Source organism: Staphylococcus sp. 11262D007BW (genome assembly GCF_053547815.1).
Genome location: NZ_JBPWPJ010000001.1, coordinates 210017 through 228404, shown reverse-complemented (window position 1 = coordinate 228404; position 18388 = coordinate 210017). Strand labels below are relative to the sequence as shown.

General features: G+C 34.0%; 17 protein-coding genes. 4 read left to right on the top strand and 13 right to left on the bottom strand.

The genetic code is table 11. From position 1 onward, the window contains the following. Window positions 1–11 precede the first annotated feature (11 nt). From ACEE93_RS01165 to ACEE93_RS01140, 6 genes are all read right to left on the bottom strand, one after another. Complete coding sequence (locus tag ACEE93_RS01165) at window positions 12–629, bottom strand: DUF47 domain-containing protein (RefSeq protein ID WP_449155427.1); 618 nt, start codon at window positions 627–629, stop codon at window positions 12–14. A 349-nt stretch (window positions 630–978) separates the two neighbouring features. Next, a complete protein-coding gene (locus ACEE93_RS01160) occupies window positions 979–2877 on the bottom strand; it encodes an FtsX-like permease family protein (protein WP_449155426.1) in 1899 nt (632 codons plus the stop codon). Then, window positions 2867–3628, bottom strand: coding sequence for an ABC transporter ATP-binding protein (locus tag ACEE93_RS01155; protein ID WP_449156341.1), 762 nt, complete (start codon window positions 3626–3628; stop codon window positions 2867–2869). The genes ACEE93_RS01160 and ACEE93_RS01155 overlap by 11 nt, the downstream gene beginning before the upstream one ends. Window positions 3629–3732: 104 nt before the next feature. Beyond that, complete coding sequence (locus ACEE93_RS01150; RefSeq protein ID WP_449155424.1) at window positions 3733–4758, bottom strand: sensor histidine kinase; 1026 nt, start codon at window positions 4756–4758, stop codon at window positions 3733–3735. Beyond that, window positions 4745–5425, bottom strand: coding sequence for a response regulator transcription factor (locus tag ACEE93_RS01145; RefSeq protein WP_449156340.1), 681 nt, complete (start codon window positions 5423–5425; stop codon window positions 4745–4747). The genes ACEE93_RS01150 and ACEE93_RS01145 overlap by 14 nt, the downstream gene beginning before the upstream one ends. Before the next feature lie 6 nt (window positions 5426–5431). Then, on the bottom strand, window positions 5432–6352 hold the full coding sequence (locus ACEE93_RS01140) for an NAD(P)H-binding protein (protein WP_449155422.1): 921 nt from the start codon (window positions 6350–6352) through the stop codon (window positions 5432–5434). 339 nt (window positions 6353–6691) lie between these two features. Between ACEE93_RS01140 and ACEE93_RS01135 the strand changes: the two genes are divergently transcribed. After that, window positions 6692–7198 carry an N-acetyltransferase family protein gene (locus ACEE93_RS01135; RefSeq protein WP_449155421.1) on the top strand — a complete coding sequence of 169 codons (507 nt, stop codon included), beginning with the start codon at window positions 6692–6694 and terminating at the stop codon, window positions 7196–7198. A gap of 172 nt (window positions 7199–7370) precedes the next feature. On the opposite strand, the gene ACEE93_RS01130 is transcribed toward ACEE93_RS01135, so the two are convergent. From ACEE93_RS01130 to ACEE93_RS01100, 7 genes are all read right to left on the bottom strand, one after another. Next, window positions 7371–8408 carry an alpha/beta hydrolase gene (locus ACEE93_RS01130; protein ID WP_449155420.1) on the bottom strand — a complete coding sequence of 346 codons (1038 nt, stop codon included), beginning with the start codon at window positions 8406–8408 and terminating at the stop codon, window positions 7371–7373. A gap of 45 nt (window positions 8409–8453) precedes the next feature. Continuing rightward, complete coding sequence (locus ACEE93_RS01125) at window positions 8454–9521, bottom strand: YkvI family membrane protein (RefSeq protein ID WP_449155419.1); 1068 nt, start codon at window positions 9519–9521, stop codon at window positions 8454–8456. Between the two features lie 305 nt (window positions 9522–9826). After that, a complete protein-coding gene (locus ACEE93_RS01120; RefSeq protein ID WP_449155505.1) occupies window positions 9827–11212 on the bottom strand; it encodes an MDR family MFS transporter in 1386 nt (461 codons plus the stop codon). 228 nt (window positions 11213–11440) lie between these two features. Then, window positions 11441–11941: a hypothetical protein gene (locus ACEE93_RS01115; RefSeq protein ID WP_449155418.1), complete on the bottom strand. Its 501-nt coding sequence runs from the start codon at window positions 11939–11941 to the stop codon at window positions 11441–11443. Between the two features lie 272 nt (window positions 11942–12213). Further along, complete coding sequence (locus ACEE93_RS01110; RefSeq protein ID WP_449155417.1) at window positions 12214–13017, bottom strand: ABC transporter ATP-binding protein; 804 nt, start codon at window positions 13015–13017, stop codon at window positions 12214–12216. Between the two features lie 217 nt (window positions 13018–13234). Beyond that, window positions 13235–14113 (bottom strand): YitT family protein, encoded by an 879-nt coding sequence (locus ACEE93_RS01105; RefSeq protein WP_449155416.1) that lies wholly within the window; start codon window positions 14111–14113, stop codon window positions 13235–13237. Window positions 14114–14280: 167 nt separating this feature from the next. Then, window positions 14281–15507 carry a NupC/NupG family nucleoside CNT transporter gene (locus ACEE93_RS01100; protein WP_449155415.1) on the bottom strand — a complete coding sequence of 409 codons (1227 nt, stop codon included), beginning with the start codon at window positions 15505–15507 and terminating at the stop codon, window positions 14281–14283. A 460-nt stretch (window positions 15508–15967) separates the two neighbouring features. Between ACEE93_RS01100 and ACEE93_RS01095 the strand changes: the two genes are divergently transcribed. From ACEE93_RS01095 to ACEE93_RS01085, 3 genes are read left to right on the top strand one after another with little or no spacing between them, the layout of a single operon-like run. Continuing rightward, complete coding sequence (locus ACEE93_RS01095; RefSeq protein ID WP_449155414.1) at window positions 15968–16204, top strand: FeoA family protein; 237 nt, start codon at window positions 15968–15970, stop codon at window positions 16202–16204. Further along, window positions 16197–18191, top strand: a complete 1995-nt coding sequence (gene feoB, locus ACEE93_RS01090; protein ID WP_449156339.1) for a ferrous iron transport protein B — start codon at window positions 16197–16199, stop codon at window positions 18189–18191. Before ACEE93_RS01095 ends, feoB begins: the two co-directional genes overlap by 8 nt. Before the next feature lie 11 nt (window positions 18192–18202). Continuing rightward, window positions 18203–18361, top strand: a complete 159-nt coding sequence (locus ACEE93_RS01085; protein WP_449155412.1) for a FeoB-associated Cys-rich membrane protein — start codon at window positions 18203–18205, stop codon at window positions 18359–18361. Window positions 18362–18388 lie beyond the last annotated feature (27 nt).

Sequence of the window (18388 nt, the reverse complement as noted above, 5' to 3'; positions counted from 1 at the left end):
ACGAGGACTCCTTAACTATTTTTCATAATGATTGTTTCAAAGTTATTTGCAACCGCTTGGCAACGATCTGCAATATTTTCCAAACTTTCATAAATATCTTTAATTTTAATGAGTGTGACAGGGTCTGTTTCACTATTAAAGATATGTTTGATAGATTGTCTTAAAATACCATCGCAATTCGTTTCATATTCTTTAATGTTAATCGAATGCACACGCATATGGGATAATTTCTTTTCAGTTAATAAGCCAATTGCAAGTTTCATTTCACCAATGGCCTTTTGAATATTATCTGCAAATTCTGCCATAAACTCATCTGTATATTCGATAGAATACATTTCAAACATAGCTGATGTTTCTTCCATAGAATCTAAGACATCATCAATCGCATTACATAACGCCATAATGTCTTCTCTTTCGATAGGGGTAATAAATGTTTGGTTTAGATCTGTAATTACCTGATGCATTAAATCATCGCCATGTGATTCATAAGTTTTAATATTATCAGCGTATGTTCTTAAATCTAGATGTGTTTTAAAGTCCATCTTCCCAAACTCTATGGCAGCACGATCTAAATTAAAGATCATGTCTTCCAAGCGTTCCATAAACTTATCTTTCTTCTTTCTAATCATTACAAAATCCTCCGATCACTGTCTGTAAAATACCTATTTTGTAAATGCTTTGTATATTCTATTATAATCCAACATTAATTCGTTGTTAACTTATTTCCTAAAAATATTGTATCAATATGTCACAAATGCACTTAAAACAGTCTTTACATCACTTTTTAGGGATACTGTTAGAAAATAGCATAAATTGACTTAACCTACAATTATATTTACAAAAAATTAACATTTGGTTTTTTAATCATTTTGCCGAGACATTTATATGCTAGAAAAATAGACCCATTGAAATGATTTCTGTATAACAAAAGATACAATCCAACGTGTCACCGCTGAATTGTATCTGTCCTGTTGTTATTTAAGATTTAAATTTAATAGTACGTTTCGTATGGCTAAATGTAATCATCGCAAAGATAAGGTAAATGAATGAATAAATACCCATTGCCATATAGACTGGTACTAATGTAGGATTACCTATTAAATCATTGAAGGCACGGGCCGCAAAGAAAGCATGGGCCAAACCGATTAATAATGGCACACCAAAGTTAAAAATCGTTTTAAGCAGTAATCCTTTTGTCATATCTTGGTCAGTATATCCTAATTTTCTTAAAATAGAATAGTTATCCATTTCGTCTTCAATTTCATCCATTTGTTTAATGTAAATAATACATCCTGCAGCGACTAAGAATACAATCCCTAAAAAGCTTGTGACGAATAAAAACATACCTGAACTTTCTTCTTGGACACTCATAAGTTGTGATTTTGAAGAAGTGTTCACAGAGTTAATGGATGCATTCAACGTTTCTGCTTCTTTTAACCCCTCTTTACTTCTGATTTCAAAACCAATCTGTGTATAGTGATTATCCTTTGCAATCGTATCCTTAAACTGTTGATAAACACTGTCATCTACTATCCCTACACCTTGATCAAGGGGCGCAACACTTGACCCGAATTCGATTTCTTTTGAGATGTCTGCTACCTTCACTTTTACTTTATGACCTTGATTCATCAGTTCGATCGTATCCCCTTTTTCAAGTGGATTAAGTTGTTGTGCCATCATATGCGGATTGATGATTTGAGCATCCGATGGTTCAACCTGTTTGTTAGGGAAATCTTTCTCACTCGCGATATTAATTCCTGTTTGTTCGTTTGCCACACCATTGACTTTAATGTCTTCTACTTCAAGTAATTCTTGTTCATACTTATCATATAAAATTCCTTCACTTTGCAATCTTTTTTCAAATTGTTCCGCTTCTTCTTTATTATTATACGTAAATTCATAGGGTGAGATTGATTTAACATTGTTTTCTACGCCGGCACGGGTCAATACTGCAAATGATAAAATCGACACAGTAATCGCTGAAATAATCGCAATCGTTGTTAATGCAAATGCATTTTTCTTCATTCGATACATGATTGGAGATGTAAACACCACATCTGTAATACTCACATGACCTTTTTTGAAATGCTTAATCGTTTTAAATGTGATAGATACCGTACTTCTAAAAAATAAATAAGCACCCACGACCGTTAAAAATAAAATGACAAACGGTATAAGCATTAACAAACTAAGTAACGCTTGTTGACGAAACATAATAAAAGATAAGTAGTAACCTGCCGCAATCATGATCATTCCTGCAATACCTAACACGACTTCAAAAACAGTTAATTTCGTGTGTTTAACTTCTGACTTCTCTTTAATATTCATCATTTGCGTAATCGAGTGTTTACGCATAAAAATATAACTTTGCAACATGATGAGTAATAGTGAGATGAAAAGTAAGATCACTGTCATACCAAATGCGCCAGGTTGGAAGGTCAGGCTCACATCGATCGTAATGTGTAATACATTTCGTAAAATTAATAAAAGTAATCGCGAAACTACCACACCAATTGCACTACCGACTACAAGTGTACTTACAAAAATGCACAATTGTTCAATTAACAACATCTTCATTAAGTCTTTACGTGTTAAACCTACTAATTGAAATAATCCAAAACTTTTCATTCGACGTTTCAGAAAAAGACTATTCGCATATAACAAAAAGACGATGATAATGATAAATAAAAACTTTTCACCAATATCGGCGGCGGTGGTAATCAATTTTGTTGTTGCTTCACCACTACTGCTATTGGTATACTTCAAAGTATCAAAACTAAAAAACATAATGATACTAATCGTTAAAGAAAGTAAATAGATAAAATAATTTTTCAAGCTGTTTTTTAGGTTTTTAATGACAATCTGACTAAATTTCATGTTGTACACCACCAAGCACACTTTGATTTTGAATGATTTCTTGATAGTAATCCGTCGTTTCTTTTTCTCCTTTGTATAATTCGGTATGGATTCGTCCATCTTTCAGCATAATCACGCGATTCGAGTAACTTGCAGCTACAGGATCATGCGTCACCATCACAATCGTTGTCCCCATTGTTTCATTAATTTCTTCTAAACGGATTAATAAGTCTCTTGCACTTTTAGAATCTAATGCGCCAGTTGGTTCATCTGCAAAAATAATTGAAGGATTTGAAATAATCGCACGAGCTGCAGCAGTTCTTTGCTTTTGTCCCCCTGAAATTTCAGAAGGATATTTATCACTGAGTTCAGCGATATTTAATGCCTTTGTGACTTTTTGATAACGTTCTTCCTTTTCTTTTGCACTTAATTTTTGAATCGATAACGGTAACATAATATTTTCTTTAACATTTAAAGTATGTAATACGTTATATTCTTGGAAAATAAAACCAATTTCCTTTTTTCGAAAAGCAGCGAGTTGACGGTTAGTCATCCGTGTTATATTTTGCTGATTGATTTCCACTTCTCCACTTGAGACATAATCTATAGAACTTAATACATTTAACAACGTCGTTTTACCCGAACCAGAAGGCCCCATGATGGAAACAAACTCTCCTTGAGCGACCTCCATATTAATATCTTTTAACACTTCAAATGATTGCTTCTTATTTCCATAAAATTTAGTTAAATGTTTTACATTTAAAATTGACATCGTGTCCCTCCTTAAGAAATATGTGTTAATTACAGTTTAAGTGTTATCAGTATTAAAATCGTTTGATTTATATAACAAAACGCATGTCTTGTGTGACAATGTCGTCACATCGACATGCGTTCTATCATTTCATTAGGTTTTGAAAATATAATCTCAATGGTCGTCCCTTTATGAAGTATTGATGTCACATTAATTTGAAGTCCTAAAACCTCTCGTACTTGTTCTACAAGATATAACCCCATTCCTGAGGCTGTTGCTTCGTAATTACCGTACGAAGAAGTAAAACCTCTTTGAAAAATGCGCGGTAAATCATGCTCAGGAATACCACACCCTTGGTCGATGATGCTTAGTTTAGTATGCCCTGAAGACGTGATATCATTTTGTATCGTAATCGTACTATGATCGGAATATTTTACAGCGTTAGAGATGAATTGACGAATGACCATTCGCATCCATCTTTTATCAGTATAAATCTCACATCCTTTCGAAAGATTAATGTCAAAATCGATGCCCTTAGCCATACTTAAATACAGTGTTTGCCGCACTTCTTCAATCACTAACGATTTTAATGGGACCTTTTCAAAATACAAGTCATGCGCTTTATGATTAATACGAGATAAAAATAATTGTTGATCCAACATATAATCAATTCGTCCCCATTCATACATCAACTGTTGACGCCGTGTATCATCCGCTTCCTTCTCAATTAATAATTTTAAAGACGTCACTGGCGTCTTGATATCATGCACAAACTCCGTCAAACTATGTTGGTGAATATCCAACCATTCCTGTTGCTCCATAATCGTATGTTGTTGGTGATCAATTTTAAACTCTAAATAAGACAATACGATTTTTTGAAATGGCGTTTCTGCCCACATTCGATGTTTGATTTGATTCAGTTCCACTGCGCGCTCTAATTGTTTAACAAAATGTGTTTCTTTAACATATGTAAATCCTAAAAAAATAACGATAATCAGCCATTGAACCATGCATACATATACCATACTCATTAACGAGATGTTATGATCTAGCCATCCTAATAATAACCATATCCCTGTTAACACGAACAATAAGTAAAGCCACCGTTGTCGCTCTCTTAAAAAGCATAATATCCATCTAAGTGTAGTCATGGACAATGTACCCTCTTCCAACTTTTGTTTCTATCGCTTCATTTAAACCTAAAGATGCTAATTTTTTTCTTAACCGATTCACATTAACAGTTAAGGTGTTATCACTAACAAACGCTTCATCGTCCCATAATGTAGTAATTAAATCATGTCTAGAGACAATTTGATTTTTTTGCGCTAATAAACATTCTAATATTAATATTTCGGTTTTAGATAAATGCACGACGTTGTCATCGTGATAAATAATATCTTTGGTTAAATCAATTCGACAATGTTGCCAAATTAGAGAATGATTTGTTTGATTAACATATTGATAAACGCGACGATAAATCGCTTGTAACTTAGCCACTAGTACAGACATATGAAAAGGCTTTTGAATATAATCATCCGCCCCTAACTCCATACTCATGACTTGGTCCATCGGGTTATCTCTAGAAGAAAGAAAAACAATCGGCACTTTTGATTGTTGGCGTATTTGACGCGTCCAATAAAATCCATCATATTTCGGTAAAGAGATATCCATTAATATGATATCAGGATTTACTTCATTAAACGTTTCAACAATCGCATCAAATTGAGGAATAGTGGCTACAGTCATATCCCATTTAGATAACATTTCTTTAATTTCCTTACATAGCGTTCTGTCATCCTCTATTAATAATATGTTCATATAACATCAATCCTTTGTATAACGAGGCTTTTCACCATTCTTTATTTTGTATTGATATGCTTGAATTCTACATTTTGTATCGAAACCACGTAACAACATTTTAAAATATGGGATTTGAATTAAATAAGCAATTGGCCAAATGTATCTCGGTATATAATCAAACAAGTGAATCATCACCCAATTGTTTTGTGGGATATATCGAAATTCCAATACAGGTTGGTGTTTTTCAACCTTGCGAGACATTCGATCTTTAACAATTATCAATCGATATAAGGTATCATCATATTTTACTATTTCTAAGACCATTATACGTTGATGAGTCCTCTTTTTAAAAATTGAAATGTGTGTGCCTTGTTGTTTAGCGTAGACACGTGTCCCAACAGTTCGAGATAACCAGTTGAAAAAATAATTAATCACTGCTTGTACTGTCCAATGAGGAGGTTTAGGAATATGATGAATCATGCGAATATCATTATATTTTGCGACTTGAAATTCTACTGAAATAAGCGAGCGCTTCATTTGTTGTGTCGTACATCGCACAGGTGTCCCATAAGCTTGAAGTTGTGTAATCGTCTGAGTATCAAACTGACTCCCTTTCACATAAACAATTTCTTTTACTTGTTGTTGATGTGCTGCACGAGCAAAATTATCTGCTGCTAGTAAATTGAGTTCTTTGGCTAAAGCCTTTGTTACTTTAGCAGAATGTTTCGTCGGATCAAGATAAAACACCGCAATGTCTATATCTTTCATCGCATTACAAACATCCTCATAATTATAAATATCCCCTTTAATCCAATTCACCTGCTGAATATATTGTTTTTTAGGATATTTAGAAATAGTGAATAATGTACACTCCTCATTAAGTGATTTCACTAAATTTTGGCCAATTTGACCTGTAGCTCCTGCAAGCAATACATTAACATTCATAAAACCCCTCCATTCCCAAACCATCAATTTCCTCTTTCGCACAAAGTACGTTACAATAAAATAAAGTGCGGACAATTGCGTTCAGGATTCGATGTAATACCTAGGGACAAGCGAAAATCGCTCTTTGATTTTTGCGCGTCACGTAGTATTATCGAGAATCCTGCAATTGGTAGCCGGATTAAATAAAGTGCGAAGTGCTGCGGTCAGAACTCGAGCAAAATCGAGCACCGAACTCAAACCGTTTTTTGAAAAAGAAGTGACCAAATTTTAAAAATTTCAATAAATACAATTATAAATTCTAAATTTTACAAGAATTAACTTATAAATGGAGATGAAAGCATGGTTGTAACAATTCGAGAAATTCAAATCAAAGATGTTGAACCTTTTACCTCTTTATTACAAACAATATTCAAAGAATCGACTTATATGTTATATGATCCTGGTGAATATATTCCATCTTTTGAACATGCAACGTCTAAAATTGAAAAAGTAATTACATCGCCTTATTTAGCGATATTAGTGGCTGAAGAAAATGAACAACTGATCGGCCACTTAACCATTAAGACCACACCTTTAAAACGTATTCAACATACTGCTAAAATTTCTATGGGCGTCTTAAGTCACTATCAACACCATGGTATTGGTATGAATTTACTCAATCATTGTAAAGAATGGTGTCAAAATCACGGCATCTCACGTATAGAATTAAATGTTGTCACAGAAAATCAAAATGCCCTTCAATTTTATAAAAAAGCCAATTTTAAAATCGAAGGCGAATTACAACACTCTATTAAAATTAATGATCACTTATATAATGAATATGTAATGGCATATCTTTTAGATTAAATCATATCTTACACTCATAGTGTATCATGTCTTAAACTGAACCACATCCCTATTTATTTCATAAAAATAATAGCAGTCGCTCGACAAAATAATTAAGGCTCATATTTAATAAACTACAAAAAGAGTGATTTAAAGTTTTCAAGCTTTAAATCACTCTTTGTATTACGCTCATTTATTCTGTAATGCTACTTTCATATGGATTAAGGTTAATGACCGTACTCGGACGATCTTCTAATTGCGTATTCACTCTTGTTTCAGACGTATTTCTACTTAAAAAGCTGAGCACTTTTTGAATATTTTCTTGAGATTCCGGTTTGTCCAGATGGAATTGATATTGGTGTTTTAAATGATGCGAACCGTCATAGAATAAAGTATCCACCGGTACACCTTCACGTTTAAGACTACTTTCGAAGGCTTCATTTTGACTCATAAAGGGATCTATATCACCAACTGATAAATAAGTTGGCGGATAATCGGAAGTCACCTGATTCACAGTGGACATTTCGGTAATATCTTTAAAATTACTTTCCCAATTTTCAACACCCGTATAACTTCTCATAAATAAGTCAATGCGTGGAAATTCTGTTTCTCGCACCGTTTTCATATCATAAAAACCACCAAAAAATATAGCCCCTTTAATTTGGTCTGGTGTAAATTGTTGTTCAAATCCCATTTGAGATCTTAATGAGTCATTTGTTTGCATCGCTATATATTGACTATTAATTTGAGCCCCTGCTGAATCGCCTCCAATAATGACCTCATCTAAATCAATAGGTAATGCGTCTTTATTATTCTTAATAAATTCAATCGCACTATTCATTTGAATCAGTGGAGTTGGATATCTAAACGCTGGTGCTAAGGCATAATTGACATTAATGACCACATAGCCTCTTTCGACAATTTGGGATAACAATGGATTTTTATATTGCTTATCCCCAGCAATAAATCCACCACCATGTGCCCAAAAAATAACAGGCAATTTTTCACCTCTATCTATATTTTTAGGCATTAAAATATCTAATTGACTATTGGGCAAACCTTCCATATATGTAATATCAGTAAATGCTGCAACATTTTCATTTTGGATTGCTACCTTTTTGTTTTCTTGTCTTGATGTATGAGGTTCAAAAAAATAGCCGGCAACGAGACCGGCTATAACAAGCAAAATAACAAGTGTTATAACAACCCATCTCTTTTTATGATTAGTCATTATTTTAACCTTTCCTTTCGAAAAGATTGTAACACATCTTGTTAATTAAGCAATAAACTTCTTATCTTGTGATTTTCTATAAAAGTATTTAACAATAACAGCAACGACGATCATTAAACCAATGACACCCATTGCTGGATATACATACTTGATTAAACCTTCGAAACCAATAAAGCTTAAACCATAACCTAATGGAACAATAATAGAGATTAAAATATAGTATCCTTTAGAATAAGGCGTTGTAAAACGCGCAGCAAAAGAATAACTTAACCCTAAAATAGTGTTATACATTACAGCTAACATCACGATAGAGAATATTAACGCTAAAATTGGTGAAATCATATTCGCTAAAGTTAATGTTGGAATATCGACTTGTTTAATAATTGGATATTCTGTATGCAATGCAAAGTTAATTAGACCTAATAAGACTAAGTAAACGACACCACCGATTAAACCACCTAAACCTGAAACTAAGCGTTTTGATGCGTCACCACCGATGGCTACAAGTGTACTAAATCCAACTGCAAAGGCTAAACCTCCGTAGTTAAATCCATTCCATAATGCAAGGCCTATACTTGGTTCTTCTACTACACTATTAATTTGTGAGAAAGAAACGTCGCCTTTAAATAAGAATACAGCTGCGATAATCACTACTAACACGATAAGGACTGGTGTCACTAAACCTAAAGCTCGGACAATTTTGTTGAAGTCCATCAACAGTGTGATATAGACAATGACACACATAATGAGTGAGCCTAACCAAATTGGTACACCAAAGCTTTCGTTAAATGTTGATCCTGCCCCTGCAATCATTGTAATTGTTACAGCGTAAAGGGATAAAATTAAGATATAATCAATGACAATCCCTAATTTTTTACCAAATAAATATTCTAAAGTTGAACCATGGTTATCCGCGTCAAAAGCAGTACCAATTTTTGCAACTTGTCGTCCAATAAATGTCAAAATTAAACCTGAAATGATGACACCTACGTAAGACCATATACCAAAAGAGCTAAAAAATTGTTTAACTTCTTGACCAGTTGAAAATCCTGCTCCAACAACCACGCCTACATAAGCAAAAGCTATCTTTATAGCTTCACTAAAATTTTTCATACTGTTTTGACCTCCTCATTTGCAAAACACGTTAAACATTAAACCATAATATACGATTTATTTCAAACTCACACGAAAAAGAAAAATCGCTATAACCGTTGATATGACAGGATTTTCCGTCAACAAGTTACAATTTTATATATATTAATTATGCTTAAAAATGTATGATAATACGTTTAAAGCGCTATCTTTTGTATAAATATTAGCTTTTAATTGCTTTATTTATAATAATTGAAAAATTAATAGAAAATATCTACCAAAATAGTGAAAAAGATTTTTTTAGCGTAATAAATGATACTATACTTCTAATTTTCGGCATTTTCTTTTGAAGCTGTTGTTAACGTAAAAGCTATAATAATTCCGAACAAAATAAGGACGCTCGCAAATATATAAGCAGCATGCATGCCGTATGTTAATGCTTCATCCAATGTTGCTCCTGCATTAGATAGATAATGATTTTGAACACTGGTCACAATGGCTATGAATATTGCAATACCAATTGATCCAGCAATAGGTTGAAGCATATTAAATATCGCAGTACCATGAGGGTATTTTTGTTGAGGTAAAGCATTGAGTCCATTCGTACTTGCTGGCATCATAATCGCGGCAATGCCCACCATTAATAAAATGTAGGCAATCACGAATATACTAACAGGAAGTCCTGGATGAATGGTTGTATAAAATAACGCTACAACTAACAATAAACATAATCCTGGAATAACCAGCTTACGCGGACCAAACTTGTCGAATAGGCTACCCATAAACGGTGATAAAAATCCATTTAACAAGGCACCTGGTAATAGTATCATACCCGCAATTTTAGCCGAGAAACCCATCGGACCTTGTAAATACATTGGCATCACAATTTCTGAGGCAAACATGCCCATCATCACTATGACAAAAATCATCATACCGCGGCGATAATTTCGATACGCAAATACCCGGAAATCTAAAATAGGTTCTTCTAACTTGAATTGACGTTTAACAAATAAATAACTACTGATGATACCAATAATTAATAAAATAATTAACGTTGGTGTAATTTCAACACCTTCTTGCGAACTAATACTTGAAATACTGTAAATCAGTAATGTAATACCAATCGTTGAAAAAACAATTGATAATACGTCGATGCGAGGTCTCGTTACCTCACCCACATTTTTTAAGAATAGCGCTGCAAATACGAAAGTAAAAATCATAAATGGTACAACGATAAAGAACAACCAACGCCATCCTAACAAGTCAACAATGAAACCTGATAATGTCGGGCCTAATGCAGGGGCGAACATAATGATGAGGCCGAAAATACCCATTACTTTGCCTCGCACACGTTCATCAAATAAAAATAGCATGGTATTCATAATTAAAGGGATCATTAACCCGACACCTACCGCTTGAACCATACGACCTGCGAGTAACATTGGAAAGCTAAAGGCAAAACCAGCAATTAATGACCCCATTACAAATATAACGACTAAACTTAAAAATAACCGTCTCGTTGTAAACCATTGAATAACTAAGGCAGATAAAGGCGATACAATGCCCATGACCATCATAAATCCACTCGCCATCCATTGCACAGTAACTCTTGAAATTTGGAAATACTGCATTAATTCTTGTAGCGCAATATTTAACAATGTTTCATTTAAAATCATAAAAAATGCGCCAATTAGAAAGACCGTCATCACCATTTTAATGTGTTTTTGTGTGGTAGCCACGATGTTTCACTCCTTTTTCTATGTATTATTTAGTTTCGTTAAACTTTAGCGCCCTACTAAAACATGTGTCTAAACATTTATGATATAAAATATATAAATAATAGCTTAAACACCAAAAAAGGTAAACTGAGTAACCTCTATTTAACCTAGATTACTGAGTTTACCTTATTTGCCTTCAGTTATAAAGACTTTTAAACCTTATTAATTTACATCTTTAAATTCACTAATTTGATCGAAATCAACAACCACTTGATCCATGCGTTTTGCAGTATCTTTTACAACATTACGTGCCACCTTATTAGATGGGTCTAACTTTAATATTTGCTTGGCCACATCAAATGCTTTCTTATCTGAAATCACAGGCGTAGGTAAAGCATGTAATAATAACATTTGTAATAAACTTTTAACGACTTTACCTTCCGTTAATTTAACTGAAGATTGGGCGTGATAATACGCTGCATCTAAAGCACCTGACACCTCACTTAACGGATATACTAATAATAAAAACGCTAAGTCATGAATTTCAGGTGTTTCTTCTTCTTTTATCATATCTAATAAACATGTGTAATACAGCACACTTTCTTCTTCATAGGCACTCGAAATATATGCTTCTTCAAAGTCTAAAAAATCAGTAGCGGACATTAATTTTTTCACTGCATCAAACTCACCGTTCAAAACATGTTTTTGGATTAAATCTTGCATTGCTACTCCTCCTATCCGCATGCCACCTTATTCGATAAAATCATTTTATCATAATATCACATATTTTGCTCTAATAATAAAAATATAAAAACATTTATATATGAGCCACTTATGACAATTTATTCAGAGGCTCATTATTGCCTAAAAAGATAAAAGGAGAAAGCATTACTCAAAAGAAGACAAAGCGCTCATACTTTAAAAGTCGATTACCACTTCTCCTTTTGAGTCTTTTCGAATCACCTTGAAAAACCACTAGCACTTATTGGTTTAAATTACAATTTTTCATAGTGCTTACATAATAAATTGTAAGTGATTAACATCGGTTTCCCTGTGCGCGGATCAGTACTTAACTCTGCATCAATATTAAACACTTCTTCTAAAATCTCATTTGTTAACACGTCTTGTGTTTCACCTTGTTTAATGATGTTACCATTCTTCATTGTAATCAAATGATCAGAAAAACGAATCGCCTGGTTAATATCATGTAAGACCATTACAATCGTTGTACCATGTTCTTCATTAAGCTGCTGCACAAGCTCTAAAATTTCAAGTTGATGAGAAATATCTAAATAAGTTGTCGGTTCGTCTAAAAAGATAATATCTGTTTTTTGTGCTAACGCCATAGCAATCCAAACACGTTGACGTTGACCACCACTTAAATCATTAACTTCACGATATTTAAAATCAATAGTACCTGTCACGCGCATAGCCCAATCGATTTCTTCTTTATCTTTATCGCTTAAACGGCCAAACCCTTTTTGATGCGGAAAACGACCATAAGACACTAACTCCCCTACTGTAAGCCCATCAGTCACATCTGGAGATTGTGGTAAAATCGCAATTTTTTTAGCAACTTCTTTAGTTGATTGTGTGTGGATATTTTTACCATCTAAACACACTTCACCTTTTTTAGTATTTAATAATCTCGATAGTGCTTTAAGTAAAGTTGATTTACCACAGCCGTTTGGCCCTATAATTGACGTGATTTGACCATCAGGAATCGCCACATCTAGTTTGTCGACTATAATATGATCACCATATCCAATTGTCACTTCTTTACCTGTTAATCTACTCATCGTCATCCTTCTTTCTTCTCCCTAATCACTTCGTTAATATTTCGTATCTATATTTTCACTTTATTTATAATTGAGAATCATTATCATGCTTTTTCGTATTATATCATCTTTTAAGCTATATTTCTATCTCCCCATACTTATTTAAAGACCTTACATACAAATAAGGTGACATTGAAACATTTTCTAACGCCTCAATGTCACCTTTTAAGTACTAATATTAATCTTCTACTAAGAAGCCGTTACCGTAGACATCACGAACATCATGTACTACTACAAATGCATTTTCATCAATTTTACGTATTAACCGCTTCGTTCTTGATACTTGTGTCTTACTAATGACCGCATACAATACATCTGTCTCTCGTTTAGTAAAATATCCACGTCCATTTAATATCGTTACACCACGACCAATATCTTCATCTATCATTTTAGCGATACGGTCTGGTTCTTTAGAAATAATCGTTACGGCTTTTTTAGGGTTTAAACCTTCAATAACGAAGTCCATTACTTTTGTACCTATATATAAACTAATAATTGTCACTAGTACACGATCTAAAGGAATGACTGTTAATGAAGATAAAACGATAATTAAGTCAAAAAACAATAACGCGTATGGTGTACTTACATCTAAATATTTATTTGCAATACGGGCTAAAATAGTTGTTCCAGCTGTCGTACCCCCTGCTAATACAATGACACCAATACCTAGTCCTACACTAAAACCACCAAAAATGGCATTAATTATCACGTTATTAGTTTCGACATGCCATGTTTCTGTTAAACTCAAGAATACAGAGATGAGTATGGTTGCTACTATTGTTAAATACATACTTCGCTTACTCAAAAATTTATATCCAATGGCAATTAAAACGACATTGACCACTAAGTTTGTAAGCGCTGGTGAAATTTGGAAAGCATAATAAAGGATGATAGACAGACCAGTTACGCCGCCTTCCCCTAAATCTCCTGCAATGATAAATGCATTGACACCAGCAGAAAATACAAAAGATCCGAAAACAACTAATAATAAATCTCGTATTGTTCTTTTCACCAAATCAACCCTTTCTTCATGAGTTATAGTTTCGAAATATATCATTTGTCATATTATCACAATTTTGAAATAAATCGTACCCCTATTGTCACATAATATTTCAGACCATATATACCGACTCAAAATAAAAACTAGGCCTTAGTGTATCGATACCATTAAATAGTATGTCGATAGCTAAAACCTAGTTATGTTTAATCACTTTGACTTTAATCTTACCATGCAAATAAACCAACAAAGCCTGCAGTAAGTAATGATACTAATATACCAGCTAGTAACATCATTGGTACATATTTAGACACAAAATCTGACGTTTTTTCTTGAACAATTCCTTTTAATGTACCAATAATCATACCAATTGTTGAGAAGTTAGCAAAAGAAATTAAAAATGTAGAGATAATTGCACGTCTGTGCGGCTCATAATTGTTAATTTCTCCAGTAATTTCACCCATAACCACAAATTCATTTGTAACAATTTTTTTAGCCATTTGTTGTGCAATTAACCAAGCTTCATCAAGCGGAAGACCAAGTAACAATGCGAATGGCCACATCACAACACCTAAAATTTGGTCAAGACCGAAACTACCATCGACGCCAATCACATTACCAATACCACCAGTAATAAGGTTAATGAGTCGATCAGCTAGTTCTGCTAAGGCTACAAAACTAATAACAAAAGCTATAATAATCAGTACTAATTTACCAGCATTTAATACAGAGTCTCCTAAAAAAGAGAAGAACGGTTGACGTGTTTCGCTTGAACGTAAGTCGAAAATCACGTCTTCCTCATCATCAAGTTTAACTGGATTTAAAATAGATGACACAATCATCGCATTAATAATATTTAACGGAATCGCTGTTAACACTAATTCACCCGGAATCATAGTGACATACGCTCCCACAATGGCACCAGAAACAGAACTCATCGCCATCATCGCAATGGTTAATACACGCGCGTCATTGATACGTTTAAGTTGTTCACTAGACACCGCTAATGCTTCAGTATTACCTAAAAACATCATTTCAATACCAAAGAAAGCTTCAAATTTTGGTTGGCGTGTAATCTTTGCGAGTACCCAACCAATACCACGCATAATCCAAGGTAACACACGTAAATACATTAAAATATCAAATAATGGTACGACTAATAAAATTGGAAATAGCGCTTGCACAGCCATATCTAATTGTTCTGAAGTTGTCCAACTTTCAAATGCGAAACCGATACCTTCAAAAGCAGCATCGATAACCCAGGAAATACCATCTGCAGCAAGTTTAACGATATTTGTACCTGCTGGAAAATACACAAAAAACCAAGCTAATAACAAGTTTAATACAACTAGGATACCAATTGATCCCCACTGGATATCCTTACGATTACGAGAAAAAAGAAACGCAATACCTAAAAATACCAGTAACCCAATGATGTTGATTAATAAATACATACATTCTCCCTCTTATCTTCATTCATATTTCAAACCAAGTATACCATGACCCTTCTTCAGTGAGAATAACTTTTTTTCTATTTAATTTGGATGAATTTGTGACACTTTAATCACTTTAAAAGGGGCTGGGACATAAAGCATTAATGCTCTGGGAAACCGATTAACGGTGTCCCAAAAGCAGGATTTTCGGCAGAAAGTTCACGATTCGCCAAAATTTGACGTATTGTAAATGATCAAATGTGCTTTGACACATTTGTAAGAACGACTAACTCAACGAAGTCGTTCTTTACTTCGTTCGCTTCTGCTCAAATCCTGAACGCTTTTGTCCCAACCTCAAATTGTAACCTTCTATAAAAAATTTACTCATTTATTGAAATTGCCTATTGTCTAAAACACAAATTGGCAGTATGATAATAATTGAAAATGATTATCATTAACGTTTGTAAAAGTGGGTGAATGTATGATTAATATTGCGAATGCAGATCTTGGTGTCACTTACCGTATCGTCGCACTAAATACAGCAAATTATTATTTAAAACAACGCTTAAGAGCATTAGGATGTCATGAAGGCGGGCATCTTTCTATACATCAAAAAGGCTTATTCAAAGGGCCTTGTACAATCAATATCAACGGTCAACACATTTGTATTAGAAACTGTGATGCATGCGATATCCATTTGGAGCGTACTTATGACTAATGCATTTTGTTTGTTAGGCAATCCTAACGTAGGAAAAACATCATTATTTAATGCTTTAACTGGATCATATGAATATGTCGGTAACTGGAGTGGCGTTACCGTTGAAAAGAAAGTAGGTCAACTTAAACATAATGCCGGACAATTGATTGACCTTCCCGGCATTTATGATTTAGTCCCTATTTCAAAGGATGAAACAGTCGTCACTGAGTACCTATTAAATGATCATTTTGACGGCATGATTAACATTATCGATGCTGCTCAAATTAAACGAAACTTAAACTTAACGATTCAACTTTTAGAATACGGTGCACCATTACTCATCGGTTTAAATATGATCGATGTCGCGCATCACCGTGGTATTTCAATCGATCATCAAACACTGATGCGTCAACTTCGTGTCCCTATTATTCCCGTTATTGCACGTACGGGTAAAGGAAGCGATGACGTGCTTAATGCTTTAACTGATCGTAATATTTCAACACGAAGCCCACTAAAAATTAATTACGGCGAGCGTTTAGAAGCATTCATTAACCATATCGAATCAATACTCCCTGAGACGTTAAGTTTAGATAAAAAACACTATTGTTTTCTTGCCATTCAATATTTGCTCGATAACCCTCCAGTCATCGATTATTTAAATCAAGAAACCCTTCACCAATTGAATCAAATCAAAGCAACCTTTTTAGCAGAAAACGATATAGATATTGAACGTCATATTATAAAATGTCGCTCTAATTATATTGAAACTATTTTGCAGAAAGCTGTCACTTACCCTGATCAAGAACGTCAATTTTTAACAGAACGCATTGATCATGTACTAACGCATAAAGTATTAGGTATTCCGATTTTCTTAGGTATCATGTGGCTTATTTTTCAAATTACATTTACATGGGTCGGGACCCCGCTCTCAGATCAATTAGACGCTTTTATTGGAGGTCCTTTCACTGACTTTGTTAAACAACTGATGGACCAAATTGGTATTTATCCAACTTTACAAGACTTAGTCACAGACGGGATTATTGCAGGTGTAGGAGGCGTCATTGTATTTGTGCCGCAAATTCTAGTCTTATTTTTCTTTATTTCATTACTTGAAGATTCAGGCTATATGGCGAGAATTGCCGTCATCATGGATCGTATCATGGAATACTTCGGTTTAAATGGTAAATCCTTTATTCCAATGATTATTGGATTTGGATGTAATGTCCCGGGCATCATGGCTGCACGCAGTATAGAAGAGAATAAGGAGCGGCTAACAACCATTTTAATCGCACCTTTTATGTCTTGTTCGGCGCGTTTAACCGTTTACGCCCTATTTGTTAGTATTTTCTTTTCAAAACATCAAGCACTGATCGTTTTGAGTTTATATATTATCGGCATCATCGTGGCACTGATTGTAAGTTGGGTACTTTCAAAGACATTATTAAAAAAAGATACCTCAATTTTTGTCATTGAATTACCGCCCTATCGTTTACCTTCTTTAAAAACATTATGGAGAAGTACGTGGGAAAAGAGTAAGGGATTTGTTAAAAAAGCGGGCACTTTCATTTTTGCAGGATCCGTCATTATATGGTTACTTAACTATGCTGGACCTAAAGGATTTGATGTACCGATTGAAGAAAGTTTTCTACACATGATTGGCGCTTTTATTGCACCGATATTGGCACCACTTGGCTTTGGTACATGGCAAGCAGGGGCTACACTTATACCAGGATTTTTAGCGAAAGAGGTTGTCGTAAGTGCGATGGCTATTATCTATTCAGTTAATGATGATGCTTTAGTGACGATGATTTCTTCTCAATTTTCAGCCCTATCAGCGTATGCCTTTATGACATTTATTTTGTTGTATATACCATGTCTTGCCACTGTGGCGGCTATACGTAAAGAGACATTATCGTGGAAATGGACGATTTTAGCAATGACTTATCCTATTGGTATCGCTTATCTTATCTCATTTTTGGTTTATCAAATCGGCTCACTATTTGTCTAGGAGGTCTTGAAATGACACTTTTGGTTAACTTATTATTAATCGCTTTAATTGCTGGCTACTCCTTTGTAGTCATTAAACGTTACATTCGTAAATCAAAACAAGGTAAATGTAGTGCTTGTCAGTCAAATCAGTCTTGTCCAACGAATACATTACCTAAACATCTTCAATAAAGAAAACCGTTTCACATCATCGACTGA

Bases quoted from the DNA above. Each gene is read 5' to 3' on its own strand.
- ACEE93_RS01150 (WP_449155424.1), bottom strand. From the start codon at position 4,758: ATGACTACACTTAGATGGATATTATGCTTTTTAAGAGAGCGACAACGG.
- ACEE93_RS01165 (WP_449155427.1), bottom strand. From the start codon at position 629: ATGATTAGAAAGAAGAAAGATAAGTTTATGGAACGCTTGGAAGACATG.
- feoB (WP_449156339.1), top strand. From the start codon at position 16,197: ATGACTAATGCATTTTGTTTGTTAGGCAATCCTAACGTAGGAAAAACA.
- ACEE93_RS01115 (WP_449155418.1), bottom strand. From the start codon at position 11,941: ATGCAAGATTTAATCCAAAAACATGTTTTGAACGGTGAGTTTGATGCA.
- ACEE93_RS01095 (WP_449155414.1), top strand. From the start codon at position 15,968: ATGATTAATATTGCGAATGCAGATCTTGGTGTCACTTACCGTATCGTC.
- ACEE93_RS01155 (WP_449156341.1), bottom strand. From the start codon at position 3,628: ATGTCAATTTTAAATGTAAAACATTTAACTAAATTTTATGGAAATAAG.
- ACEE93_RS01125 (WP_449155419.1), bottom strand. From the start codon at position 9,521: ATGAAAAATTTTAGTGAAGCTATAAAGATAGCTTTTGCTTATGTAGGC.
- ACEE93_RS01145 (WP_449156340.1), bottom strand. From the start codon at position 5,425: ATGAACATATTATTAATAGAGGATGACAGAACGCTATGTAAGGAAATT.
- ACEE93_RS01160 (WP_449155426.1), bottom strand. From the start codon at position 2,877: ATGAAATTTAGTCAGATTGTCATTAAAAACCTAAAAAACAGCTTGAAA.
- ACEE93_RS01135 (WP_449155421.1), top strand. From the start codon at position 6,692: ATGGTTGTAACAATTCGAGAAATTCAAATCAAAGATGTTGAACCTTTT.
- ACEE93_RS01120 (WP_449155505.1), bottom strand. From the start codon at position 11,212: ATGGTGATGACGGTCTTTCTAATTGGCGCATTTTTTATGATTTTAAAT.
- ACEE93_RS01110 (WP_449155417.1), bottom strand. From the start codon at position 13,017: ATGAGTAGATTAACAGGTAAAGAAGTGACAATTGGATATGGTGATCAT.
- ACEE93_RS01100 (WP_449155415.1), bottom strand. From the start codon at position 15,507: ATGTATTTATTAATCAACATCATTGGGTTACTGGTATTTTTAGGTATT.
- ACEE93_RS01130 (WP_449155420.1), bottom strand. From the start codon at position 8,408: ATGACTAATCATAAAAAGAGATGGGTTGTTATAACACTTGTTATTTTG.
- ACEE93_RS01105 (WP_449155416.1), bottom strand. From the start codon at position 14,113: ATGATATATTTCGAAACTATAACTCATGAAGAAAGGGTTGATTTGGTG.
- ACEE93_RS01140 (WP_449155422.1), bottom strand. From the start codon at position 6,352: ATGAATGTTAATGTATTGCTTGCAGGAGCTACAGGTCAAATTGGCCAA.
- ACEE93_RS01085 (WP_449155412.1), top strand. From the start codon at position 18,203: ATGACACTTTTGGTTAACTTATTATTAATCGCTTTAATTGCTGGCTAC.